Genomic DNA, 21,875 nt, shown 5'->3' on the forward strand with positions numbered 1-21,875 from the left:
GCGGCCTGTCGCCCGGCAGGCGGGGGCAGGGGAACCGCCCCGCTCTCGCCGTCGCTGCCATTCACGGTGACCACCTACGTGCGCCGCGCCGACAGTGCTGCCGCATGGGCCACCCGCCCGCTCCCCGGTGGCCGCCGCGCATTGGCCGTGCTTGCGGGTGCCGGTGGCGAGGCATGCCCCGCCACCGGCACCTTCCCCCTCCTCAGCGGACCGCTTGGCACCGGTGGCGGGGCGCGGTGCCCTCGTCGGCGTCCTCTCCGGCGCCCGCGCCCTTGTCGGCGCTCTCCGGCACCTTGAGCCATCGCAGCACCGCCGCAGCCGTGTCGGCGGCGCGGCCCTCCAGCATCGTCAGGTGGTCGCCGCCCGTCACCTCCTCCTCGTGCGGGGGCTCCCACGTGAACCGGTGGGTCCGGCCCTCGTCCCCGGGGGCGCCGTCCTCCGGGCGCAGGACGAGCGCGGGCGCCGCCACGTGCTCCGGCGTCCACCCCCGGAACAGCGCCAGGTGGCCGCCGCTCGCGGTCGCCCGCGCGTCGTCGGCCAGGCGCATCTCCTCCTCGCGCTCCAGCAGGACCCGGGCCGCCACCTCGGGCAGGCGCTCGTCGCCCGGCATCGGCGGGTCCAGCAGCACCAGCCCGGCCGGGCGCACGCCCGCGCTCTCCAGCTGGGCGGCCAGCGCGTGCGCCGCCCACGCCCCCGACGACCGCCCGACCAGCGCGAACCGGCGCCCGCCGACGTGTTCGCGCAGGCTGCGGGCGTGCAGCTCGACCAGCGCGTCCACCGCCGCCGGGAGCCGCTCCCCCGCCGAGAACCCCGGGTGGGTCACGCACAGCGCCTCGGCCCGCCCTTCGACGGCCGCCGCGAAGCGCGCGTACTCGTGCGGCCCGGAGTTCATCAGCAGCGACGGTACGCACACCAGCACGGGCGCCGCGTCGGACCCGGCCGCCGCCAACCGCTTGGGCGGCGGCACGTCCCCGGCGTCGAGGGCGGACTCGAACACCGGGCGCAGCGCCGCCGCGGCCTCCAGCATCCGCATCCCCTCGGCGGCCCTGCCGGTCCTGCACGCACGGAGCATCAGGTCGACCAGGCCGTGCCCCTCCCGGGACGGGTTCCCCCCGCCCGCAGGCGGCGGGGCGGGGGCGGGAGGGGCGGCCCCGTCGGCGGCCCCGGTGCGCGCGCCGTCGACCGGCGTTCCCGGCCCCCCGGTCGCGTCGGGCGCCGCGTTCGCCCCCGCCGCCTGAGCGGACGCGCCGCCCGGCGCGTCGGCGGCCAGCAGATCCGCCAGGTGCGCGGCCAGCCGCTCCGGCGTCGGGTAGGCGAAGGCCAGCCCGGCGGGGAGCCTGCGCCCCAGGTCGGCGGCGATCCGGTTGCGCAGCTCCACCGCGGTCAGCGAGTCGAACCCCGACTCCAGGAACTCGGCGTCGGCGGGCACCGCGGCGGCATCGGCGTGGCCGAGCACCTCGGCGGCGTGCCCGCGCACCGCTTCCAGGAGCGCCGCGCACCGCTCGCCTTCGGGGAGCGCGGCCAGTGCGGCGGCGTCCGGCCGGGCAGGGGCCCGCTCGGACGCGGCGGCCCGCAGGACCCTGCGCCGCGGGCGCGCAGGGGCCACCAGGCCGCTCAGCAGCGGTGCGGCCGAACCGGTGCGGCGGGCGTGCTCGCGCGGGCCCGAGGGGTCGAACAGCATCGGCACCAGGTGGGTGTGCTCCCCCGCGAGGCCGGTGTCGAGCAGGCCGGTCCCGGCGTCGGCGGGCATGGGCAGCAGCCCCGCGCGCGCCATGCGCGCCTGGTCGGCGCGGCCCAGGCGCCCGGCGGGTCCGCTCTCCACGTCCCACAGGCCCCAGGCCAGCGACAGCGCGGGCAGCCCGAGCGCGGCCCGGTGGGCGGCCAGCCCGTCGAGGAAGGCGTTGGCGGCGGCGTAGGAGCCCTGCCCCGCGCTGCCGAGGACGCCCGCCGCCGACGAGAACAGCACGAACGCCGCCAGGTCGTCCTTGAGGGTCAGCTCGTGCAGCGCCCAGGCGGCCTCGGCCTTCGCGGCGAGCACCCGCCCGGACCGCTCCGGGGTCTCCGCCTCGACGGTGGCGTCGTCCACGACGGCGGCCGCATGGAACACGCCGGTGAGCGGGTGCTCCGGCGGCACCGCGGCCAGGGCGCGCTCCAGGGCGGCCCGGTCGGCGGCGTCGCACGCCAGGACGGTGGCCTCGGCCCCCAGGGAGCGGAGCCCGTCCACCAGGTGCCGCGCCCCTTCGGCGTCGGGACCGCTCCGGCTCAGCAGCAGCAGGTGCCGCACCCCGTGCTCCCTCACCAGGTGCTCGGCGACGAGGCGCCCCAGGGCGCCGGTCCCGCCCGTGATGAGGACGGTCCCCTCCGGGTCGAGCGGCCTCGGCACGGTGAGCCCGAGCTTGCCGGTGTTCAGGCCCATCTGCAGCCGCCGCAGGCCGGCGCCGATCTCCCCCACCGGCAGGCAGGCGGCCGGAAGCGGGGACAGGCGGCCGCGCTCGAACAGGGACAGCAGGTCGGTGAGCATCTCACCGATCCGTTCGGGGTCCACCTTGGGCAGTTCGAGGGAGTGGTAGCGCACGCCGGGGTGCCGCTCGGCCACCTCGGCGGGGTCGCGCAGGTCGGTGCGGCCCAGCTCGACGAAGCGGCCTCCGCGCGGCAGCAGGCGCAGCGACGCCTCCAGCATCTCGCCGGTCAGGCAGTTGAGCACGGTGTCCACGCCGCGGCCGCCGGTGGCGCGCAGGAACCGGTCGGCGAAGGCGGGGGTGCGGGAGTCGGCGATGCGCTCCTCGGGCAGGCCCGCGGCGCGCAGCAGGTGCCGCTTGTGCGCTGCGGCGGTGGCGTACACCTCGGCGCCCAGGTGGCGGGCGAGCTGCACGGCCGCCATGCCGACACCGCCGGTGGCGGCGTGCACCAGCACCCGTTCGCCGGGGCGCACGGCTGCCGTGCCGACCAGGGCGTGGTAGGCGGTCAGGAACACGCCGGGGCTGGTCGCCGCCTGGGCCGGGGTCCAGCCGTCGGGACCGCGGGCCAAGGTGCTCCGGTGCGCGGTGCCGACGGGGCCGACCGCGCCCACCACCAGGCCCATGACCCGGTCGCCGGGGGCCAGGTCGCGCACGTCGGCGCCGACCGCTGTGACCACCCCGGCGGCCTCGAACCCGATCGGCTCCCCAGGGGAGAAGTAGCCCAGCGCCAGGAGCAGGTCGCGGAAGTTCAACCCGGCGGCGCGCACGTCGATGCGCACCTGGTCGGGGGCGAGGGGGCCGTCGGCGCCCGGGTGCGGGAGCCGCTCCAGCCCGTCGACGCGCCCGCTGCCGTCCGGCACCAGGCGCCAGGTTCGGTCGGCCGGGTCGGCGGCGGGGCGCCGACGGGGGGCCGCCAGCCGCGGTACCAGGACCCGGCCGTCCCGCACGGCGGCCTGTGGCTCACCGGAGGCCAGCGCGTGGGCCGGGTCGGGGGCGCCGGGGGCCGCCGGGTCGGCGTCGACGGCCAGGAAGCGGCCGGGGTGCTCGGTCTGCGCCGCCCGCAGCAGACCCCACACGGCGGCCCCGGCCAGGTCGGGGACGTGTTCGCCGGGGCGCGTGGCCACCGCCCCGCTGGTGACCACGGCCAGCCGGGAGGAGGCGAAGCGCTCGTCGGCGAGCCAGGCCTGGAGCAGGCGCAGGGTGCGCCGGACTGCGCCGCGCGCCTCGGCGCCCGGGTCGGGGCGGGGGCCGCCGCGGGGGCGGGGGATCCCGGGGTCGGGCGCGGGCACCGGCGCGGCCACGAGGGAGGGGGCGGGGGCGCCGGAGTCGATGTGCGCGGCGAGGGCCGCGAGGTCGGGGTGGGCGGTCGCACCCGCCGGGGCGGGCAGCCCGCCGAGCACCGCCTGGACGCCCGGGTCCGCCGCGGCGCCCTCCCGTTCGGGGAGGGGGCGCCACTCCAGCCGGTAGGCGGCGGCTCCCGCGGCCTCGGCAGCCGAAGCGCCGGCCGCCTCCCGCATGGTGAGGGCGTCGGCGGTGAGCACCGGCGCACCGGCGGGGTCGACCGCGGTCACCCGGTGCACGCCGGGGGCGGTCTCGGTGATGCGCACCCGCAGGGCCCGGGCACCGGTCGCGTGCAGGCGGACGCCCTCCCAGGAGAAGGCCATCCGTACCCGCGCCGCGGCGCCGGTGCCGCCGGTGCCGCGCACTTCGGGGAGGACGGCGATCATGGCGTGCAGGCACGCGTCGAGCAGGGCGGGGTGGAGGCCGTACCCGTCGGCTTCCAGACTGTCCGGAAGACGGACCTCGCCGTAGACGTCGGCCCCGACGCCTTCACCGCGCACCCACGCGCGCCGGAGCCCGCGGAAGGAGGGCCCATAGCGGTAGCCGATCTCGGCCATGCGGGCGTAGGAGGAGTCGAGGGGGATCTCGTCGGCGCCCGGGGGCGGCCACTGCACGGGAAGCGGAGGGTGCACACCCCGGAAGGGCGCCGGTCCCCCCGGCCCCGAGTCCCCGGTTGGCGCCTCATGCGGGGAGGCCTGCCCGGTCCCGGCTGCGGACGCGCGGTCCTGCGCCTCGTCGCCTCGGAGCCCACCAACTCCAGCAGGGCCACTCCGCGACGGCAGATGGTCCGGCGCTCCCGGGCCGTGGCCAACGGCGCTGTCCCGGTCAGGCGCACACCCGCCAGATTCCACAGCATCGGGCCGGTCCCCGCGGCCGGCTCCGCCGCGTTCCGATGCACGCCCACCCGGGGAGGCCCGCCCGGTCCCGGCTGCGGACGCGCGGTCCTGCGCCTCGTCGCCTCGGAGCCCACCAACTCCAGCGGGGCCACTCCGCGGCGGCGGGAGGTCGGGCGCTCCCGGGCCGTGGCCAACGGCGCTGTCCTGGACGGGCGCACGCCCGCCAGATTCCACAGCATCGGGCCGGTCGCCGCGATCGGGCCGCGCCGCCCCGTCCGTCTCCGCAGATGTCGAAGTACGGGGAGTGTCGCGTCCTCGTTTCCCGCCCGGCCCACCTGCCCCGGGGCCGCCGACGGCCCCGTCCCGGTCGGGCGCGCGCCCACCAGAAGGCGGCGGGACGGTCCCCGATCGCCCCTCCCCAAGGGCCGTACCGGGAACCGCTTCCACAGCATCGGGCCGGTCCCCTCGGCCAGGCCCACCACGCGCCTCCCCGTCCGCCGCCAAGGGGCCGCCGACCGTCTCCTCCTCGACCGCCACCCCCTCCGCGTGAAGGCGCCAGTCGCCGTCGCCCTCCCGGGAGTGGATCCTCAGCCGCCATGCCCCCGGCTCAGGCCCCTGGTCGGCCTCGGCGTGCAGCCGGACGTCCCCGGTGGCGGGGATCCACAGCGGGGCGAGCAGCTCCAGGCTCTCCACCGTCGGCGCCCCCGCCGCCGCGGCCGTGTGCAGGGCCAGGTCGAGCAGGCCCGTCCCTGCCAGCAGCGGCCTGCCGCCGGTGCCGTGCTCGGCCAGCCACGGCTGGTCGGCCAGCCCCAGCCGACCGGTCAGCACCGTGCGCCCGCCCCCTGGACCGTCGAGCGCCGCGCCGAGCATCGCGTGGCCGCCCTCCTCCAGCCCCGCCGCCGCGAGGTCCCCCTGCGGCCGCGCGGGCCGGAGCCGGTAGGACCGCCTCTGGAACGGGTAGGTGGGCAGGTCGGGGTGGGGTCCGCGGGCCTCGGGGAACAGGCGGTCCCAGTCGGGGCGCGCCCCGTGCCGGTGGGCCTCGGCCAGGGACGCCAGGAAGCGGTCGGGGCCGCCCTCCCCCCGTGCCAGGGTGCCGACGGCCGCTCCGGCCTCGCCCAGCGTCTGGGCGAGCCCGACCCGCGCCACCGGGTGCGCCGACACCTCGACGAACAGGCCCGCCCCGTCCTCGGCGGCGCGGCCGACCGCAGGGGCGAACAGCACCGGCAGGCGCAGGTTCCGGAACCAGTACCCGGCGTCCAGCTCCGCCCCGTCCACCGGACCCGCCGTCACCGACGACACGAGCGGGATCCGGGCGGTGCGCGGCTCCACCCCGGCAATGCCCGCGAGGAAGTCGTCGCGCACCTCCTCCACGGCCGGGCCGTGGGCCGCGAAGAAGACCGCCAGCCGCCTGCTGTGCACCCCCTGGGCGGTGCACCAGGCCTCCAGCCGCTCCAGGTCGCGCCGGGCACCGCTCACCACCACCGACTCGGGCCCGTTGATGGCGGCCGGGGCGAGCTCGGCGCCGTTGTCGGCGACCCACTCCTCGATCCGCCCGACCGGCAGCCCGACCGAGGTGGCCGCGCCGCGCCCGGCCAGGGCCAGCAGTGCGCGGCCCCGAACGGCGATGATCCGCGCGGCGTCCTCCAGGGACAGCGCCCCGGCGGCGCAGGCGGCGGCGATCTCCCCTTGGGAGTGGCCGATGATCAGGTCGGGTCGCACGCCGCACGACTCCCACAGGGCGGCGAGGGAGACCATCATGCACCACAGGACCGGCTGCACGACGTCGTCGCGGTCGAGGGCGGGCGCGCCCGGGTCGCCGCGCAGGACGGCCAGCGGCTCGAAGTCCACGTGCGGGCGCAGCGCCTCCACGCACTCGCCCATCCGGCGGGCGAAGGCGGGGGACTCGCGCAGGAGCTCGCGGGCCATGCCCTCCCACTGCTGGCCCTGGCCGGGGAAGACGAACACCGTGCGGCCGGGCGCCCCGGCGCGGCCGGCGGGCACGATCCGCACCCCTTCCGGAACCGCGCCGGGTCCGGTGCGGCCCTCGGCGAGGGCCTGCAGGCCGGTGCGGGCGGCGTCAACGTCGCGGGCCACGACGGCGGCCCGGTACTCGAAGGCGGTACGGGACCGCGCGAGCGCCCGTCCGAGGGCCGCGGGGCCCTCCGCCGCCCCGGGACCGGCGAGGTGGGAGCCGAGCCTGCGGGCCTGCGCGGCCAGGGCGTCGGGGGTACGTGCCGAGAGGACCCACGGCAGCGGCCTGCCGGGCCGGGGCGCGAACGGGAGCGGACCGGTGGATCCGCCGTCGGCCGGGCCAGTACCGCCACGGTCCGACCCGTGGCCGGGTACGGAGGCGTCCGAAGCCTCGGCCGGATGGTCATCGCCACCCGGCCCTGCGATCTCACCGCCGGGCTCCGAGGTACCCGCGCCCGGAACCCCATGCGCGCCGTCCCGCCCCCGCACCCCCGTGGCCCCCGGGGCGGCGGGACGGTCACCCGGACCGTCCTCAGGGACACGGCCAGCACCGGCAGCCGTACCGACCGCCTCAGCTCCCGGGCGCCCCTGCGCCGCCGAGCGTTGCTCCTCCGGTCCCCGCAGGCCTTCCGGTGGTGTGCGGCCGCCCGGTGCGGCGGCGGTCCGCCCCGCCCGACCCGGAACCGCCTCCGTGCCGCCCGCGTCCCCGGCCGCCTCCGGGTCGGGCGCCTCCTCCAGCACCACGTGGGCGTTGGTGCCGCTCACCCCGAACGACGACACCCCCGCGCGGCGCCGCCGCCCCGGTTCGCCCGTCCACGGCTCGTTCCCCGTGACCGGCCGCACCGTCCCGTCCCACTCCGCGTGCGGCGTCGGCGCGTCGATGTGCAGCGACCCCGGCAGCACCCCGTGCCGCAGCGCCATCACCGTCTTGATGATCCCCGCCGCCCCGGCCGCCGCCTGGGTGTGCCCGATGTTCGACTTGACCGACCCGATCCGCAGCGCCCGCCCCGGCTCCCGCCCTTTCCCGTAGGCGGCCATCAGCGCGTGCGCCTCGATGGGGTCGCCCAGCCTCGTCCCCGTGCCGTGCGCCTCCACCACATCCACATCGCCCGGCTCCAGCCCCGCGTCGGCCAGCGCCGCACCGATCACCCGCTCCTGCGCCGGACCGCTCGGCGCCGTCAACCCGTTCGACGCCCCGTCCGAATTCACCGCCGACCCGCGCAGCACCGCCAGCACACGCCGCCCGCCGCGCACCGCGTCCGACAACCGCTCCAGCATGAGCAGCCCGACCCCCTCGGCGAACCCCGTCCCGTCCGCCGACGCCGCGAACGCGCGGCACCGGCCGTCCGGCGACAGCGCCCCCTGCCGGGAGAACTCCTCGAACAGCGACGGCCCGTTCATCACGGTCACGCCGCCCGCCAGCGCCCCGTCGCACTCGCCGCTGCGCAGCGACCGCACCGCCAGGTGCACCGCCACCAGCGACGACGAGCACGCCGTGTCGACGGTCATCGCGGGCCCCTCCAGCCCCAGGGCGTAGGCCACCCGTCCGGCGACGACGCTGCCCACGGTCCCTGTCAGCAGGTACCCCTCGGCCTCGTCCTCGGCACCGGCCGCGCACTCCCGGTAGTCCAGGTGGCTCACGCCCGCGAACACGCCGGTGCGGGTGCCGCGCAGCGCGGTGGGGTCCACGCCGGCCCGCTCGACCGCCTCCCAGGCCGTCTCCAGCAGCAGCCGCTGCTGCGGGTCCATCGCCGCCGCCTCGCGCGGGCTGATCCCGAAGAACGCCGCGTCGAACGCGTCGGCCCCCTCCAGGAAGCCCCCGCTGTCGGCGTAGCCGCGCACGTCCCGCCACCCCCGGTCGTCCGGGAACGGGGTCACGGCGTCGGCGCCGCCCTGCACCAGGGACCACAGGTCCTCGGGCGTATCCGCGCCGCCCGGGTACCGGCAGGCCATGCCGGTGACGGCGATCGGTTCGCGGCGCGCCTCCTCCAGTTCGCGCAGGCGTCCGCGGGTGCGGCGGAGGTCGGCGGTGGCGCGCTTGAGGTAGTCGAGGAGTTTCGCATCGTCGGCCATGCGGCTTCTCCGTTCGGGGATGTCGGGGGGAGTGCGGCGCGGCTCACGCGTCGCCGAGTTCCTCGTCGATGAGGGCGAACAGCTCCTCGCGGGTGGCCGAGGACACGCCGGCGAGCAGCGATTCCATCCGCCCCTCGGCCGCGGTCCGCGCGGGCGTCCCCTCCTTGAGCCCCGGCAGTACCTCCTCCAGTACCGCCAGGGCACGGTTCAGCCTCTCCTCGTCTCCTTCCGGTTCGGGGCCGGCGGCGTCCGGCCCGTCCTGTCCGTGCTTTCCGTCCTGCCCGTCCAGTTCGCCGACCGGTCGTCCGGCCGCTCCGCCCGCGTCCCCGGGCAGGAGGCCGTCGAGGTGGGCGGCGAGGGCCGCGGGGGTCGGGTGGTCGAACACGACCGACGCGGGCAGGCGCTCCTCCACCGCCGCGGCGATCCGGTTGCGCAGCTCCAAGGCGGTGACCGAGTCGGCGCCCTGGTCCTTGAAGCTGCGGTCGTCGGCGAGGTCGCCGGGCGCGCGGTGCCCCAGCACGGCCGCGGCCTCCGCACGCACCGCGGCCAGGAGCAGACGCCGCCGCTCGGGGCCGTCCGCGGCCTCCAGCCGGCCGCGCAGCGTGCTGGGCCCTTCCCCGCCTCCGGGCCCGTCCGCGGCTCCCCCGCCGCCCGCCCCGGCGGCCTCGGGAATGAGGTCGAGCAGGGAGGAGGGCCGCACGGCGGTGAAGGCGGCAGGGAAGCGCGACCAGTCGAAGCGGGCCACCGCCACCGCCGTGTCGCCGTGCTCGACGGCCCGCCGCAGCGCCTCGACCGCTGTGGCCGGGTCGATCCCGGGCAGGCCGTGGCGGACCAGCCGGTCGCCGGTGCCGTCGGCCGCCATGCCCTGGTCGGCCCAGGCTCCCCAGGCCACCGACACCGCCTCCAGCCCCAGCCCGCGCCGGTGGTGGGCGAGCGCGTCCAGCACCGCGTTGCCGGGCGCGTAGTTGCCCTGGCCGGAGACGCCGACCAGCGCCGCCGCCGAGGAGAACAGCACGAACGCGTCCAGCTCCACGTCCCGGGTGAGGGCGTGCAGGTTGAGGGCGCCGACCGCCTTGGCGCGCAGCGCCCGACCGATGCGCTCGGGGGTGAGCGCGCCGACCGGGGCGTCGTCGAGCTCGGCGGCGGCGTGCACGACCGCCGTCAGCGGCCGGTCGGCGGGGATCCCCTCCAGCAGGCGGGCCAGGGCCGCCCGGTCGGCCACGTCGCAGGCGGCCAGGGTCACGTCGGCCCCGGCGGCGCGCAGCTCGTCGGCCAGCTCGGCGGCGCCGGGCGCGTCCGGCCCGCGCCGCCCCGCCAGCAGCAGGTGCGGCGGGTCCGCCGCGGCGGCGAGGCGGCGGGCGGTCTGCGCGCCGAGCGCGCCGGTGCCGCCGGTGATCAGGACCGTGCCCGACGGCCGCCACCGCCGCACCGGGGCCTCCCCGTCCAGAGAGGCCCGCACCAGGCGCCTCGCCAACAGGCCTTGCGGGCGGACCGCGAACTGGTCCTCCCCTCCGGGCCGGGCCAGCGCCGCGCACAGCGCGTCGAGATCGTGCTCGCTGGGGCCGGCCGGGCCGGGCGGCAGGTCGACCATCCCGCCCCACCGGTCGGGGTGCTCCTGGGCGGCGACCCGGCCCAGGCCCCACACGGCCGCGTCCCACGGGTCCCCGATGCGGTCCCCGGGCGCGGCCGCCACCGCGCCGAAGGTGACGCACCACAGCGGCGCCGAAACGGCAGCATCGCCGAGCGCCTGCAGCAGCGCCGCGGTGGAGGCCGGTCCCTCCGCCCGGGACGCCGGCACGGAGACCACTCCGGCGACCGGCCCCGGGGCGCCGGCCAGTGCGCGGCGCAGCGCCTCGCGGCCGGTTCCCGGGTCGACCTCGACGCGGAAGGTGCGCGCGCCGTGCGCCTCCATCCGGCGGTCGCATGCGCGGGCCACGGCCGCCCCGTTGCCGCCGCGCTCGGCCACCAGCAGCCAGGTGCCTTCAAGAGCAGGCCGCCCGGCCACGGGGGTGCGCACCCACTCCTCGCGGTAGCGGAGCGCGTCCTGCTCCCGGTCGGCGCGACGGCGGCGACGCCAGTCGGCGAGCGCGGGCAGCACCGCCTTGAGGGGCTCGCCGCCGTCCACGCCGATCGCCTCGGCGATGCGGTGGGCGTCCTCCCGGTCGACCGCCTCCCAGAACGCGCCCTCGGCGGGGTCGGCGGGATCGGCGCCGCCGGAGGCCGCGACAGCGGGGCTGGGACGGCGGGCGGGCGCCAGCCAGTGCCGCCGCCGCTGGAAGGGGTAGGTGGGCAGCGGCACCGTGCGCCCGCCGGTGAAGAAGCGGCCCCAGTCGATGCGGGCGCCCCGGGTGAAGGCCGCCGCGGCCGCGGCGAGCAGCCGCCCGCCGCCCGAGGCCCGGCGCGGGTCGGCGGCGGCGCCCCGCGCCAGCGCCTCCCCCACCGCCTCGGTGAAGCGGGCCCCGCTGCCCTCGCCCCGGCGCAGGGTGCCCACGGCGGCGCCGGGGGCGTGGGCCGCCTCCAGCGTCGCCCACACCGCCGGGGTGACCGCCGGGTGCGGGCTGACCTCGATGAACAGGGCGCTCCCGGCGTCGGCCAGCGCGCGCACCACCGGGGCGAAGCGGACCGTGTTGCGCAGGTTGCGGTACCAGTAGGCGGCATCGAGCGGCTCGCCGTCCAGCGGGCGGCCGAGCAGGGTCGAGTGGAACGGCACCTCGGGGGGCAGGGGGTCGATGCCCGCCAGGGCCCCTTCGACCCGCTCGCGCACCGGTTCGACCAGCGGCGAGTGCGACCCGTAGTCGACGTCGATGCGGCGCGCGTCGACACCGGCCGCCCCGCACTCGGCCACGGCCTCCTCGACGGCCTCGACGGTGCCGGAGACCACGGTGGACCCGGGGCCGTTGAGCGCGGCGACGTGCACCGGGGCGCGCAGGGCGCGCACCCGCTCCTCGGGCAGGGCGAGCGCGGCCATGGTGCCGGTGCCCGCCAGCTCGACCAGGGCCGCGCTGCGCCTGGCGACCACGGCGGCACCGTCCTCCAGGGAGAGGGCCCCGGCGACGCAGGCGGCCGCGATCTCGCCCTGGGAGTGGCCGACGACGGCCGAGGGGGCGACCCCTTCGGCACGCCAGGCCTCGGCGAGGGCGACCATGACCGCCCACAGGGCGGGCTGGACGACGTCGACCCGCGAGAGCGGGGCAGCGCCGGGGTCGCCGCGCAGGACGGCGATGGGATCGAATTCGACGTGCGGGCGCAGGGCGTCGGCGCAGGCGTGGGCGGCCCGCCGGAAGGCGGCGGAGTCGCGGAGCATCCCGGCGGCCATGCCCTCCCACTGGGTCCCCTGCCCGGGGAAGACGAACACGGGCCCGTCGGGGTCGTAGCGGAGGGAAGAACCGGAGTCAGCGCCGGGAGCAGGGGACGCGTGCTGCGCTCCGGCGTCGGATGCCCTGTCCGCGGCCAGCACGGAACCCGGTGCCCGACCGGGCGCACCAGGAACGGGCCCGTCATGGCCAGTGCGACCGGGGGACGACGGCCGCGCTGGGCCCCTCGCAGGCCCTACCGGCGCAGCGCCCTGCCCATCGCGACCACCCGACAGATCCCCCTCCCCCTCGGGCTCGGCGCCGTCGGCACCCGGCTGAGAAGCAGAACCAGAATCCGACGACAGCCCCGGAGCCCCACCCGCGGCCCGAGCGGAGTCCACCCCGTCACCGGCCTCCTCGAAAGGCCCGGTGACCTCGTCACGGTCACGGCCCCCGGCGACCGAAGCACCGCCCCTCTCAGGCCCCTCAAGGGCGTCCGACACCCCCCTCACTCCTGCAGGCCCGGCACCGTCGGCACCCGCATGAGAACCAGAACCGGCACCCGAAGACACCCCCGGAGCCCCACCCGCGGCATGAGCGGTGTCCACCCCGTCAACGGCCTCCTCGAAAGGCCTGGTGACCTCGTCACGGTCACGGCCCCCGGCGACCGAAGGCCCCCTCACTCCTGCAGGCCCGGTACCGGCTCGACCACGGGACTCCGCAGGAGTTCCTTCCGCCGCGAGCGTTGAGCCGTCCGAGAAGGCCGGAGTCATCCGGTCCTCGGCCTCCTCCTCCGAATGGGCCGCCGTCCCTGCGGTGCCCACCACCAGCGGGTCCTCGCCCCGGGTCACCTTGTCCAGGCCTTCCAGGAGCCCGGCCCGGTCGTCCGCGAGGACGACGGCGCGCCGCGCCATCGCGGTCCGGGACGTTGCCAGGGAGTAGGCCACATCCCGCAGCCGCTCCCCCTCGTTGGCCCGCACGTGGTCGCTCAGGCGGAGCGCCTGTTCCCGCAGCGCCTGCGGGTCGGCCCCCGACAGCACGAACGGCCAGGTGCGCCCCTCCTCCTCGGCGCTCTCCTCACCTGCGTCGGACGCCTCCGGCGCCGCCCCTTCCCCGGCCGGGGCCTCCTCCAGCACCACGTGGGCGTTGGCCCCGCTCACCCCGAACGACGACACCCCCGCGCGCTTCGGACGCCCCGTCTCCGGCCACGGGACCGCCCCGGCCGCCGGGACCAGACCGCTGCTCCCCCAGTCGATGTGCGGCGTGGGCTCCCGCAGGTGCAGCGTCGCCGGGACGCGCCCGTGCTCCATCGCCAGCACGCACTTGATCAGCCCCGCGAGCCCGGCCGCCGCCTGGGTGTGCCCGATGTTCGACTTCACCGACCCCACCACCAGGGGCCGCTCCCGCCCGCGCCCGTACGCCGCCGCCAAGGCGTCCGCCTCGATGGGGTCGCCCAGCCTCGTCCCCGTGCCGTGCGCCTCCACCACGTCCACATCGCCCGGCTCCAGCCCCGCGTCCACCAGCGCGTCCGCGATGACCCGCTCCTGCGCCGGGCCGCTCGGCGCCGTCAACCCGTTCGACGCCCCGTCGGAGTTCACCGCCGACCCGCGCAGCACCGCCAGCACACGCCGCCCGCCGCGCACCGCGTCCGACAACCGCTCCAGCACCACCATCCCCGCCCCCTCGGCCCAGGCGGTGCCGTCGGCGTCGGCGGAGAACGGCTTGCACCGGCCGTCCGGGGCCAGCCCTCCCTGCGCGCTGAACTCGGTGAACATCTCCGGGGTCGCCATCACGCACGCCCCGCCCGCCAGGGCCCGGTCGCACTCGCCGCCGCGCAGCGCCCGCACCGCCTGGTGCACCGCCACCAGCGACGACGAGCACGCCGTGTCGACGGTCACCGGCGGCCCGGACAGCCCCAGCAGGTAGGCGATGCGCCCCGACGCCACGCTCGGCGCCGAGCCCGTCATCAGGTACCCCTCGTGCCCCCGGCCGTCGCCCGCCGTGCCGTACCCGGCCGCCGTGACCCCGGTGAACACCCCGGTCCGGGTCCCCCGGAGCGACGCCGGGTCCGTTCCCGACCGCTCGACCGCCTCCCAGGCCGCCTCCAGCAGCAACCGCTGCTGCGGATCCATGGCGTCGGCCTCGCGCGGACTGATCCCGAAGAACGCCGCGTCGAAGTCGGCCGCGCCGTACAGGAACCCGCCCCTGGCCACGTAGGTGCCCGGGCCCGGGCCGCCCGGGCGCGAAAGGGCGGGGTCCCACCCCCGGTCGACGGGGAACGGCCCGGTGGCGTCGCGTTCCTCGGCCAGCAGCTCCCAGAACCGTTCAGGGGTGTCCGCGCCGCCGGGGAAACGGCAGGCCATGGCGGTGATCGCGATGGGTTCGCGGTCCCCACGCGGCGCACCGGGGCGGGGCCGGTCCCCGGCCCGCGCCTCCTCGCGCCCGGCGTCCAGGAAGCGGGCCAGGCGCTCGGGCGTGGGGTGGTCGTAGACGAGCCCGGCGGGCAGCCGCCGCCCCAGCGCCTGTTCGAGGGCCGTGCGCAGCTCGGTGCCCAGCGCCGAGTCGAACCCGAGGTCGCGGAAGGCCGCCCCGGGGTCGACCGCGTCCGGGGACGTGTGCCCGAGGACCCGGGCGGCGTGCTCGCGCACCAGGTCGAGGGAGGCTGTGCCGGCGGAGGTCCGTTCCGCGGGGGATCCGGTACCCCCCTCGGGCCCGCCGTCGGCCGCGTCCGTGAACCAATGGCGGCGGCGCTGGAACGCATAGGTGGGCAGGTCCACCATGCGCGCATCCGGGCCGAACAGGGCGCGCCAGTCCACCCGCCGCTCGGCGCCCGCGCAGAACAGCGCGCCGGGGGACGGTTCCGGCCCCTCCTCCGGTACGGCCCCCTCCGGTACGGCCCCGCCCTCGTCCTCCCCGCGCACGCGGCCGGTGACGACGCCGTCGGCGGCCCTGCCCTCCGCGACGGCCGCCACCCCCCGGAGCAGCTCGGCGCGGTCGCGCCCGAACACCGCCGCCCGGTGCTCCAGCGCCGTCCGCCCGGCGGCGAGCGTCAGCCCGATGTCGGCGTCGGTCTCATCGGCGCCGCCGTCCTCCACGGCCGGCTCATCGGCCAGGCGGGCGTGCAGCCGCGCCGCCTGCGCGCGCAGCCCCGCCTCGGTGGCCCCGGACAGCACCCACCAGGTCGCGCCGCCGGGCGCGCCCTCCTCCGCGCGGGGCCTGACGAAGGGCCGGCGGTCCCACACCGCACGGGGCGGTGGCGGCGGCCCGGCGAGCACCACATGGCAGTCGGTGCCGCCCATCCCGAACGACGACACGCCCGCCGCCGGCGTGCCGCGGCCGGGGAACGGCTCCCGCTCGGTCTGCACGCGCAGCCGCAGCCGCTCCAGCGGGATGCCCGGGTTCGGCTCGGTGTGGCCGAGGGTCGGCACCAGCTCGCCGTCGCGGACCATCAGCGCCGCCTTGATCAGCCCCGCGATCCCGGCGGCCGCCTCCAGGTGCCCGATGGAGGACTTGACCGAGCCGACGCGCAGCGGCTCGTCCCGCGGGCGCCCCGCCCCCAGCACCGTGCCCAGCGCCTCGGCCTCGACCGGGTCGCCGACGGGGGTGCCGGTGCCGTGCAGCTCCACATAGCGGATGAGGCGGGGGGCCAGCCGCGCGCTGCGGCACGCCTCGCGCAGCACGGCCTCCTGCCCGCCGCGCCCCGGCACGGTCAGCCCGCGGGTCGCCCCCTCGCCGCCGACCGCCCCGCCCAGGATCACCGCGTGCACCCGGTCGCCGTCGGCGACCGCCCGGTCCAGGGGCTTGAGCAGCACCAGGCCGCCGCCCTCGCCGCGCACATACCCGTCGGCGGCGGCGTCGAACGGGCGGCAGCGCCCCTGCGGGGACAGCCCGCCCAGCCCGGCCTCCGCGGCGGCGGCGCGCCCCGACAGGTGCAGGTGCACCCCGCCCGCGAACGCCGCCGTGCAGGAGCCCTCCCACAGCGCCCGCACCGCCTCCACCACCGCGGTGAGCGAGGACGACTGGCCGGTGTCCACGACCAGGCCCGGCCCGTGCAGCCCCAGGGTGTAGGAGAGCCGGTTGGCGATCATGGTGCGCTGCAGCCCGGCCATGGTGTGCGGGGTGGCCGGGCCGCCGCGCTCGTGCCGCTCCAGGGCGTAGTCGTCGCCGAACGCCCCGACGAACACCCCGGTGGCCGTGGACGCGAGCGCGGTGGCGGGGATGCGGGCGTCCTCCAGGGCCTCCCAGCCCAGCTCCAGCAGGAGCCGCTGGCGGGGGTCGGTCTCGGCCGCCTCGCGCGGGGAGATGCCGAAGAAGCCGGCGTCGAACAGGTCGGGGCGGTCCACGAAGGCGCCGAACCGTCCGGCCGGGCCGGCCGCCGGGTCCCCGGCGAAGGGGCGGTCGCCCGGAACGGCGCCCACGGCGCCGCGCCCCTCGGCGAGCAGGCGCCGGAAGGCCTCCTGCCCCGGCGCCCCGGGGAAGCGGCAGGCCATGCCGACGATCGCGATCGGGCGTTCACGGGCCCGGCGTTCGCCGCGCGATCCGGACCGGGCCGCCGGGGAAAGGGGTTCGGCGTCGCTCTCGGGGCGGGCAACAGGGAACCGGGCACTCGACCGCATGGGAATCCACTCCAGGATCGCGACGTCCATCGAGGGGGAAAGGAAAGGGAGCCGCCTCCGGCGGGCGCGGGAGTCAAGGGGGGTCCGGCGCCTCAGGCCTCGGCGGGCCCCGCGGGGCGCCGCCGCCGCGGCGCGGCTCTCTCCCAGGGGGCGGCGGCGAAATTGCGGGGCTCGTGCCGGTCCATGGCGGTCCTCACGGTTGAACGGCCGGTCGGGGAGGCGTCTTCGGGAACGATCCGAAAACCGTCAAAATATGCGATCTCCACAGACGGGCATAGGTATCCCCTTCTCCTGACAATGGGGTGATCATAACTCCCATGCATAAGCACGGCAATATGCAAGCTCATTTCGGACATGGGACTCCGGAGGCGGACATGCGCGCCGAACGGAGGGGACGAAAGTGGCACATGTGCCACAAGCGACAAAAAGCCCGGACGCCGATCTCATCGGCGTCCGGGCCCGATTCCAGTCCCGGCGGCCCCGCCCGCGGCACCCTGTGCGCACCGGGGCCGCGCGGCTCTACATCCGTGCGCGCATCGCGCGGATCTCCTCCAGCCACTTGCGGCCGCCCTGCTCGTCGTAGAGCCAGGTGAAGAAGTCCGGCGGGTAGTTCCAGCCTTTGAGCAGCCTGTCGCCCACTCCGGGCACGTCCGCCATCGCACCGAAGATCTCCTGCACCCACTCGGGCAAGTCCTGGTCCCACATCGTCGACACCCATTCGGACCAGTGCTGGGCGGTGTGCCCGTAGTCCCAGAAGGTTTCGAAGGTCTGCTCCAGGAACGGCCGGTCGAACGGCTTGTCCCCGTGCGCGAGGATGCTGTCCAGGTAGCTCTTGGCGCACCGCGCCGAGTGGTTCCACCCCTGCAGCACGTATGGGTCCATGGAGATGACCACGTCGGAGATGCCCAGAACCAGCCCGCCGGAGGGCAGCACCCCCACGGGGTTGCGCACCTGCGGGCGGATCACGCCGGCGGTGGTGCTGTTGCCGTCGATCAGCTCGGCGTCGCGGACCCGCTCGTAGTACGGGGCCGCGTGCATGCGGAGGTTCTCCTTCATCCACTCCAGCTGCTCGTCGGGGCGGGGGCGCACCGGCCACCGGCTGCCCGCCTCGCTGGGGCGCTCGCTCATGAACAGCGCATGGCAGTGCCCCTCCCGGCTGAGGAAGGGCACCAGGAAGAAGCAGCCCAGCGCGGGCGCGGTCCCGGCCCAGCCGATGCTCTCCTTCTCCCCCTGCTCGGGTTCGACGTCGTAGAGCAGCGCCTGGGCCGTGCCGCGCTTGCGGGCCCCGCTGAACCGGGAGGAGTCGTGGTCGAACAGCGCGCCCAGCTCGCCGTGGCCCACCGCGATCACGATCAGGTCGAACATGCGGGAGAAGTAGTCGAGGTCGCTGACGGTGACCCCGTGGATGACCACCTTCCCGCCGCAGTCCTCGAAGTACTCCAGCCAGTCGGCGATCTTGACCCGCCGGTCCACCGCGATGCCGTACCCCTGCTCGAAGTGGCTGGGCATGATCGTCGGCGGCGCCCCGGGCGGGAAGAGGCCGATGTTGAACTTGTCGATCTGGGGCGACTGGGCGCTCCAGAAGTCCAGGTGCAGCTCGCGCTCGAGTTCGAGCGCGGTCGGCATGGTCAGCTGCGTGATCGCCGGCCGCCCGGTGCGGATCTCGATCGAGGTCTGCCCGGTGATCACGGTGACGTCGTAGCCGTTGTTCAGCAGCCCGTGGGCGAGCTGGAGACCCGAGTGCCCCGCCCCCACGATGAGGATCTTGCGCATAGAGGTGATTCCTTACTCCACGAGAGGCGGCCTGCCGGAGGGGTCAGCCGACCGGCTCCGCCGCGGCGTTGGACTGCAGCGCGTACCGGAGCAGGGTCTTGAGCACCGCGCCGCCGGAGGTGCGGTCCCGGGCGTCGAAGTCGACGATGGGCACGTCCGGGCTCACCTCCAGCGCCTCGCGCACCTGGTCGGCGCTGAAGTCGAGGCGGCCGTCGAACTTGTTCAGCGCCACGATGTAGGGGATGCGCCGGTTGGTCTCGAAGTAGTCCACGGCGTCGAAGCTGTCGGCGAGCCTGCGGCAGTCGACCACCACGACCGCGCCCACCGCGCCGCGGATCAGGTCGTCCCACATGAACCAGAACCGCGCCTGGCCGGGCGTGCCGAACATGTACATGATGAGTTGCTGGTCGACGGTGATCCGGCCGAAGTCCATCGCGACGGTGGTGGTCACCTTGGTCGGCGTCGCGGACAGGTCGTCGTGGTCGACGCTGGCCTCGGTCATGACCGCCTCGGTGGTCACCGGCGGGATCTCGCTGACGGAGCCGACGAGCGTGGTCTTGCCGGCGCCGAACCCTCCGGCGACCACGATCTTCGTCGACATCTTCGTCCGGGCGTCACTGGAAAAGTCGTTCGAGACCACGGAGAGCCCTCTCGAGAACCTGGTTTTCCGACGGGCTGGAGCCCGTGATGGTGGGGTGGATGTACACGAGGCCCAGCTCGGCGAGGTCGCTGAGCAGCACCTGGGCGACCCCCAGCGGGATCTTCAGCTCGGCCGAGACCTCGGCGACCGACCGCGTCTCCCGGCAGAGCAGGTAGATGTCCTGGGACTCGGGCATCAGGTTCTCGGGCGGGTCGTGGCCCGGGTCCCCGGTGGACACGAGCGTCTGCACCATGAGCGGATGCCGCGACCGGGTCCGCCCACCGGTGAAGGTGAAGGAGCGGATCCGTGTGCCGCCCCTGCGCCTGCGGTTGCTCATAACAGTGGCATCCTCTTCATGTTCCGTGCCGTCCGCGCCACCGGTTCACTTCCCGACGACCTCGCGCAGCTCCGTGCGGAGCTGCGGGGTGAGCACATGCGCGACGCGCTCGACCAGGCGTGTCATCTCATAGGCGACGACGTTCATCTGCGCCCGCCGGTCGCTCAGCACGGCCAGGCAGGACCCGTCGCTGATGGCCATCACGATCAGGTGCCCCTCGCGCATCCGCACGATGAGCGACTGGCACTCGCCCTTGTCGAAGAGCTTGGAGCCGCCCAGGGCCAGGCTCTGCAGACCGCTGGCGATGGCGGCGAGCTGCTCGGCGTGCTCCCCGGGGAAGTCCCGGGAGGCGGTCAGCAGCAGGCCGTCCGAGGAGACGACGATCGCGTGCTCGGCCCCGTGGGTGTCGCGGACGAAGTTGGAGACGAGGAAGGAGAAGTCCTCGGCGCTCACGGTCAACTGCTCGTTCATGGGTGTATCCGCCTCTTGTCAGCAGTGGTCTGGGGTCCGTGCGGCGCGGGGCCGCCGGCGGCGGCCGGGTGCCCGCTCACTCCTTCTCCCGGAACGCCGCCTGCTCGCCCTCGAGGAAGCCGCCGAGCTCGTCGCGGATCCGGGCGGCGCGGTCCTCCACCGAGCCCTCCTCGGAGCGGCCGTGGTGCCGGCCCCCGGGGGCGGCGGCCGCGTTGTCCTCGGCCGCCAGGTCCTGGGCGATCTGCTGGAGCATCGCGGCCTTGGCCGGGTCGCGGTGGGCGCTGCGCCGCGGCAGGCCCGCATCGGTGATCGCGGACTGCGGTGCCTCCCCGGGCGGCGGCGCCGGACGCGCCGGGGGGTACTGCTGCGGGCGGGGCGGCAGCGACGGGGTGTTGCGGCTGGCCGTCATGCCCTTGCCGCGCTCGGGGCGGGGCCCCTTGTCGGTGAGCAGGGTCGCCGGGACGACCGCGTAGGCGCTGACACCGCGGAAGGCGCGCGCCTCCAGCTGGACGGTGAGCCCGTGCCGGTAGGCGATGCGGCTGGCGACGTACAGGCCCATATGGCGCAGGGCGCGCTGGTCGAGCCGGGGCGGCCCGGTGAGCCGGGAGTTGAGGTCGGTGACCTCCTCGCGGGGCAGGCCCACGCCCTCGTCCTCGACGATGTAGAGCAGGCCGCCGTCGGCCATGGGCTGGGCGCTGATCACGACCTGGGCGTGCTCGGGCGAGTGCTGGGTGGCGTTGTCCAGCAGTTCGGCCAGCAGGTGGCTGATGTCGTCGGCGGCGGTGCCCACCACGTACCCGTTGGGCAGGCGACCCACCTGGACGCGCGGGTAGTCCTTGATCTCGGAGATGGCGGCGCGGGCGACGTCCAGGACCGAGACCGGCTCCTCGTCGGGCTCGACGGTGGTCTGGTCGGTCAGCAGCAGCAGGTTCTCGCTGTGCCGCCGCATCCGGGTGGCGAGGTTGTCGATCTCGAACAGCCGGTCCATCAGGCTGGGGTCGTCGGCGGTGTCCTCAAGCTCCTCGACCGTGGCCAGCAGCGCGTCGACCAGGTTCAGGTCGCGCATCGCCATCCCGGCCATGAAGTCGGTCATGCGCACCGTGTCGTGGCGCACCGCCGTGGCCGTCCCCCCGCCGTTGAACGCGCCCCCGTCGGGGTGGCCGCCGGGGAGGCCGCCGTGGGCGGCGCCGAAGGGCTGTCCGGGGCCGCCGACCGGGACCGGGCCCTGGGCCGCGGGGACGCCGCGCCCCTGCGAGGGGCGGAGTCCGCCGCCGGGGGGCGTCTGCGGGCGCGCGTAGCCGCCGGCGCCGGGGACGCCGGCCCCGGGGGCGCCGTGCCCGAGGGCTGGGCCCCCGGGGGGCGGCCCACTGGACGGGGGGTGCGCCTGCGGCGCCGGGTCGGGGACCGCGTAGGGCGACGGCGCGGCCGACCACTGGGCGGGGTCGGCGGGACGGTCGCTCGGGCGGTCGGCCGCGGGGTCCGCGTACTCGACGGCGTCGGCCGCGGGCCGCTCGGCGGCGGGCGCGGGGGCGGCGGGATCGGCCACCGGGTCCGGATCCCTGCGGGCCAGGCCCATGCGGGCCATGAGCCGGCGGAACCGCCCGGGCTGCCTGTGACGTGCGTTGTCGTTCGTCATCATGTGCGCTAACGGGTTGCCATCGCGACCTGGCGGTGACGGCGCGTGTGCCACAACACGTCTCCTCTAACAGGTGGGGCGAGCTAGGGGCCGCGGGGTCGCTCGCCGCGCTCAAGGGGGGCGAGCGCCGCGGCACCGCGGGTGGAACCGTCGGGGTGGGAACGGGGGTGTCGGCCATTCCGCCCCGCTGGGAAAGCGGCCTCCGATCACAGGGGATATTTCGCACACCGAAGTCGGGGTTTCGGTCGAACCATCGGCGTTCGACCGATTCGATGGCCCACGATAGCAAGCACGACACGCCCGCATCAGGAAAACGAAGAGAATCCTGAGAACTCTCAAAGCCCCAGGCCACAGGGGTTCCAGACCAGAACCGGAACCCTGTCGCCCCACTTCACACCTTTCACCGGGAACGCACCCCTTGCATTCCCC

At 76.7% G+C, this 21,875-nt stretch carries 7 protein-coding genes; all 7 read right to left on the bottom strand.

What is annotated here, in order from left to right; translation table 11 throughout:
- Positions 1-202: 202 nt before the first annotated feature.
- The 7 genes from O4J56_RS16855 to O4J56_RS16890 all read right to left on the bottom strand — a co-directional run bounded on the left by O4J56_RS16855 (position 203) and on the right by O4J56_RS16890 (position 21,395).
- Positions 203-8,680, bottom strand: coding sequence for an SDR family NAD(P)-dependent oxidoreductase (locus O4J56_RS16855; RefSeq protein WP_333563806.1), 8,478 nt, complete (start codon positions 8,678-8,680; stop codon positions 203-205).
- Between the two features lie 43 nt (positions 8,681-8,723).
- Entirely contained in the window at positions 8,724-16,619 is a 7,896-nt protein-coding gene (locus O4J56_RS16865; RefSeq protein ID WP_270686835.1) for a type I polyketide synthase, read from the bottom strand.
- A gap of 489 nt (positions 16,620-17,108) precedes the next feature.
- On the bottom strand, positions 17,109-18,362 hold the full coding sequence (locus O4J56_RS16870) for a styrene monooxygenase/indole monooxygenase family protein (RefSeq protein WP_270686836.1): 1,254 nt from the start codon (positions 18,360-18,362) through the stop codon (positions 17,109-17,111).
- Positions 18,363-18,405: 43 nt separating this feature from the next.
- Positions 18,406-18,963, bottom strand: a complete 558-nt coding sequence (locus O4J56_RS16875) for a GTP-binding protein (RefSeq protein WP_270686850.1) — start codon at positions 18,961-18,963, stop codon at positions 18,406-18,408.
- A 13-nt stretch (positions 18,964-18,976) separates the two neighbouring features.
- Positions 18,977-19,339 carry a DUF742 domain-containing protein gene (locus O4J56_RS16880; RefSeq protein ID WP_270679255.1) on the bottom strand — a complete coding sequence of 121 codons (363 nt, stop codon included), beginning with the start codon at positions 19,337-19,339 and terminating at the stop codon, positions 18,977-18,979.
- Positions 19,340-19,384: 45 nt separating this feature from the next.
- On the bottom strand, positions 19,385-19,810 hold the full coding sequence (locus tag O4J56_RS16885; RefSeq protein ID WP_017624247.1) for a roadblock/LC7 domain-containing protein: 426 nt from the start codon (positions 19,808-19,810) through the stop codon (positions 19,385-19,387).
- Positions 19,811-19,886: 76 nt separating this feature from the next.
- Complete coding sequence (locus tag O4J56_RS16890) at positions 19,887-21,395, bottom strand: sensor histidine kinase (RefSeq protein WP_270686851.1); 1,509 nt, start codon at positions 21,393-21,395, stop codon at positions 19,887-19,889.
- Between the last annotated feature and the right edge of the window lie 480 nt (positions 21,396-21,875).

This window comes from Nocardiopsis endophytica (genome assembly GCF_027706725.1).
In the GTDB taxonomy this organism is placed as follows: Bacteria; Actinomycetota; Actinomycetes; order Streptosporangiales; family Streptosporangiaceae; genus Nocardiopsis_A; species Nocardiopsis_A endophytica.

Excerpts from the sequence above, each read along its gene's own strand:
- O4J56_RS16870 (WP_270686836.1), bottom strand. The coding sequence starts at position 18,362 with ATGCGCAAGATCCTCATCGTGGGGGCGGGGCACTCGGGTCTCCAGCTC.
- O4J56_RS16890 (WP_270686851.1), bottom strand. The coding sequence starts at position 21,395 with ATGGCCCGCATGGGCCTGGCCCGCAGGGATCCGGACCCGGTGGCCGAT.
- O4J56_RS16885 (WP_017624247.1), bottom strand. The coding sequence starts at position 19,810 with ATGAACGAGCAGTTGACCGTGAGCGCCGAGGACTTCTCCTTCCTCGTC.
- O4J56_RS16855 (WP_333563806.1), bottom strand. The coding sequence starts at position 8,680 with ATGGCCGACGATGCGAAACTCCTCGACTACCTCAAGCGCGCCACCGCC.
- O4J56_RS16880 (WP_270679255.1), bottom strand. The coding sequence starts at position 19,339 with ATGAGCAACCGCAGGCGCAGGGGCGGCACACGGATCCGCTCCTTCACC.
- O4J56_RS16875 (WP_270686850.1), bottom strand. The coding sequence starts at position 18,963 with ATGTCGACGAAGATCGTGGTCGCCGGAGGGTTCGGCGCCGGCAAGACC.
- O4J56_RS16865 (WP_270686835.1), bottom strand. The coding sequence starts at position 16,619 with ATGGACGTCGCGATCCTGGAGTGGATTCCCATGCGGTCGAGTGCCCGG.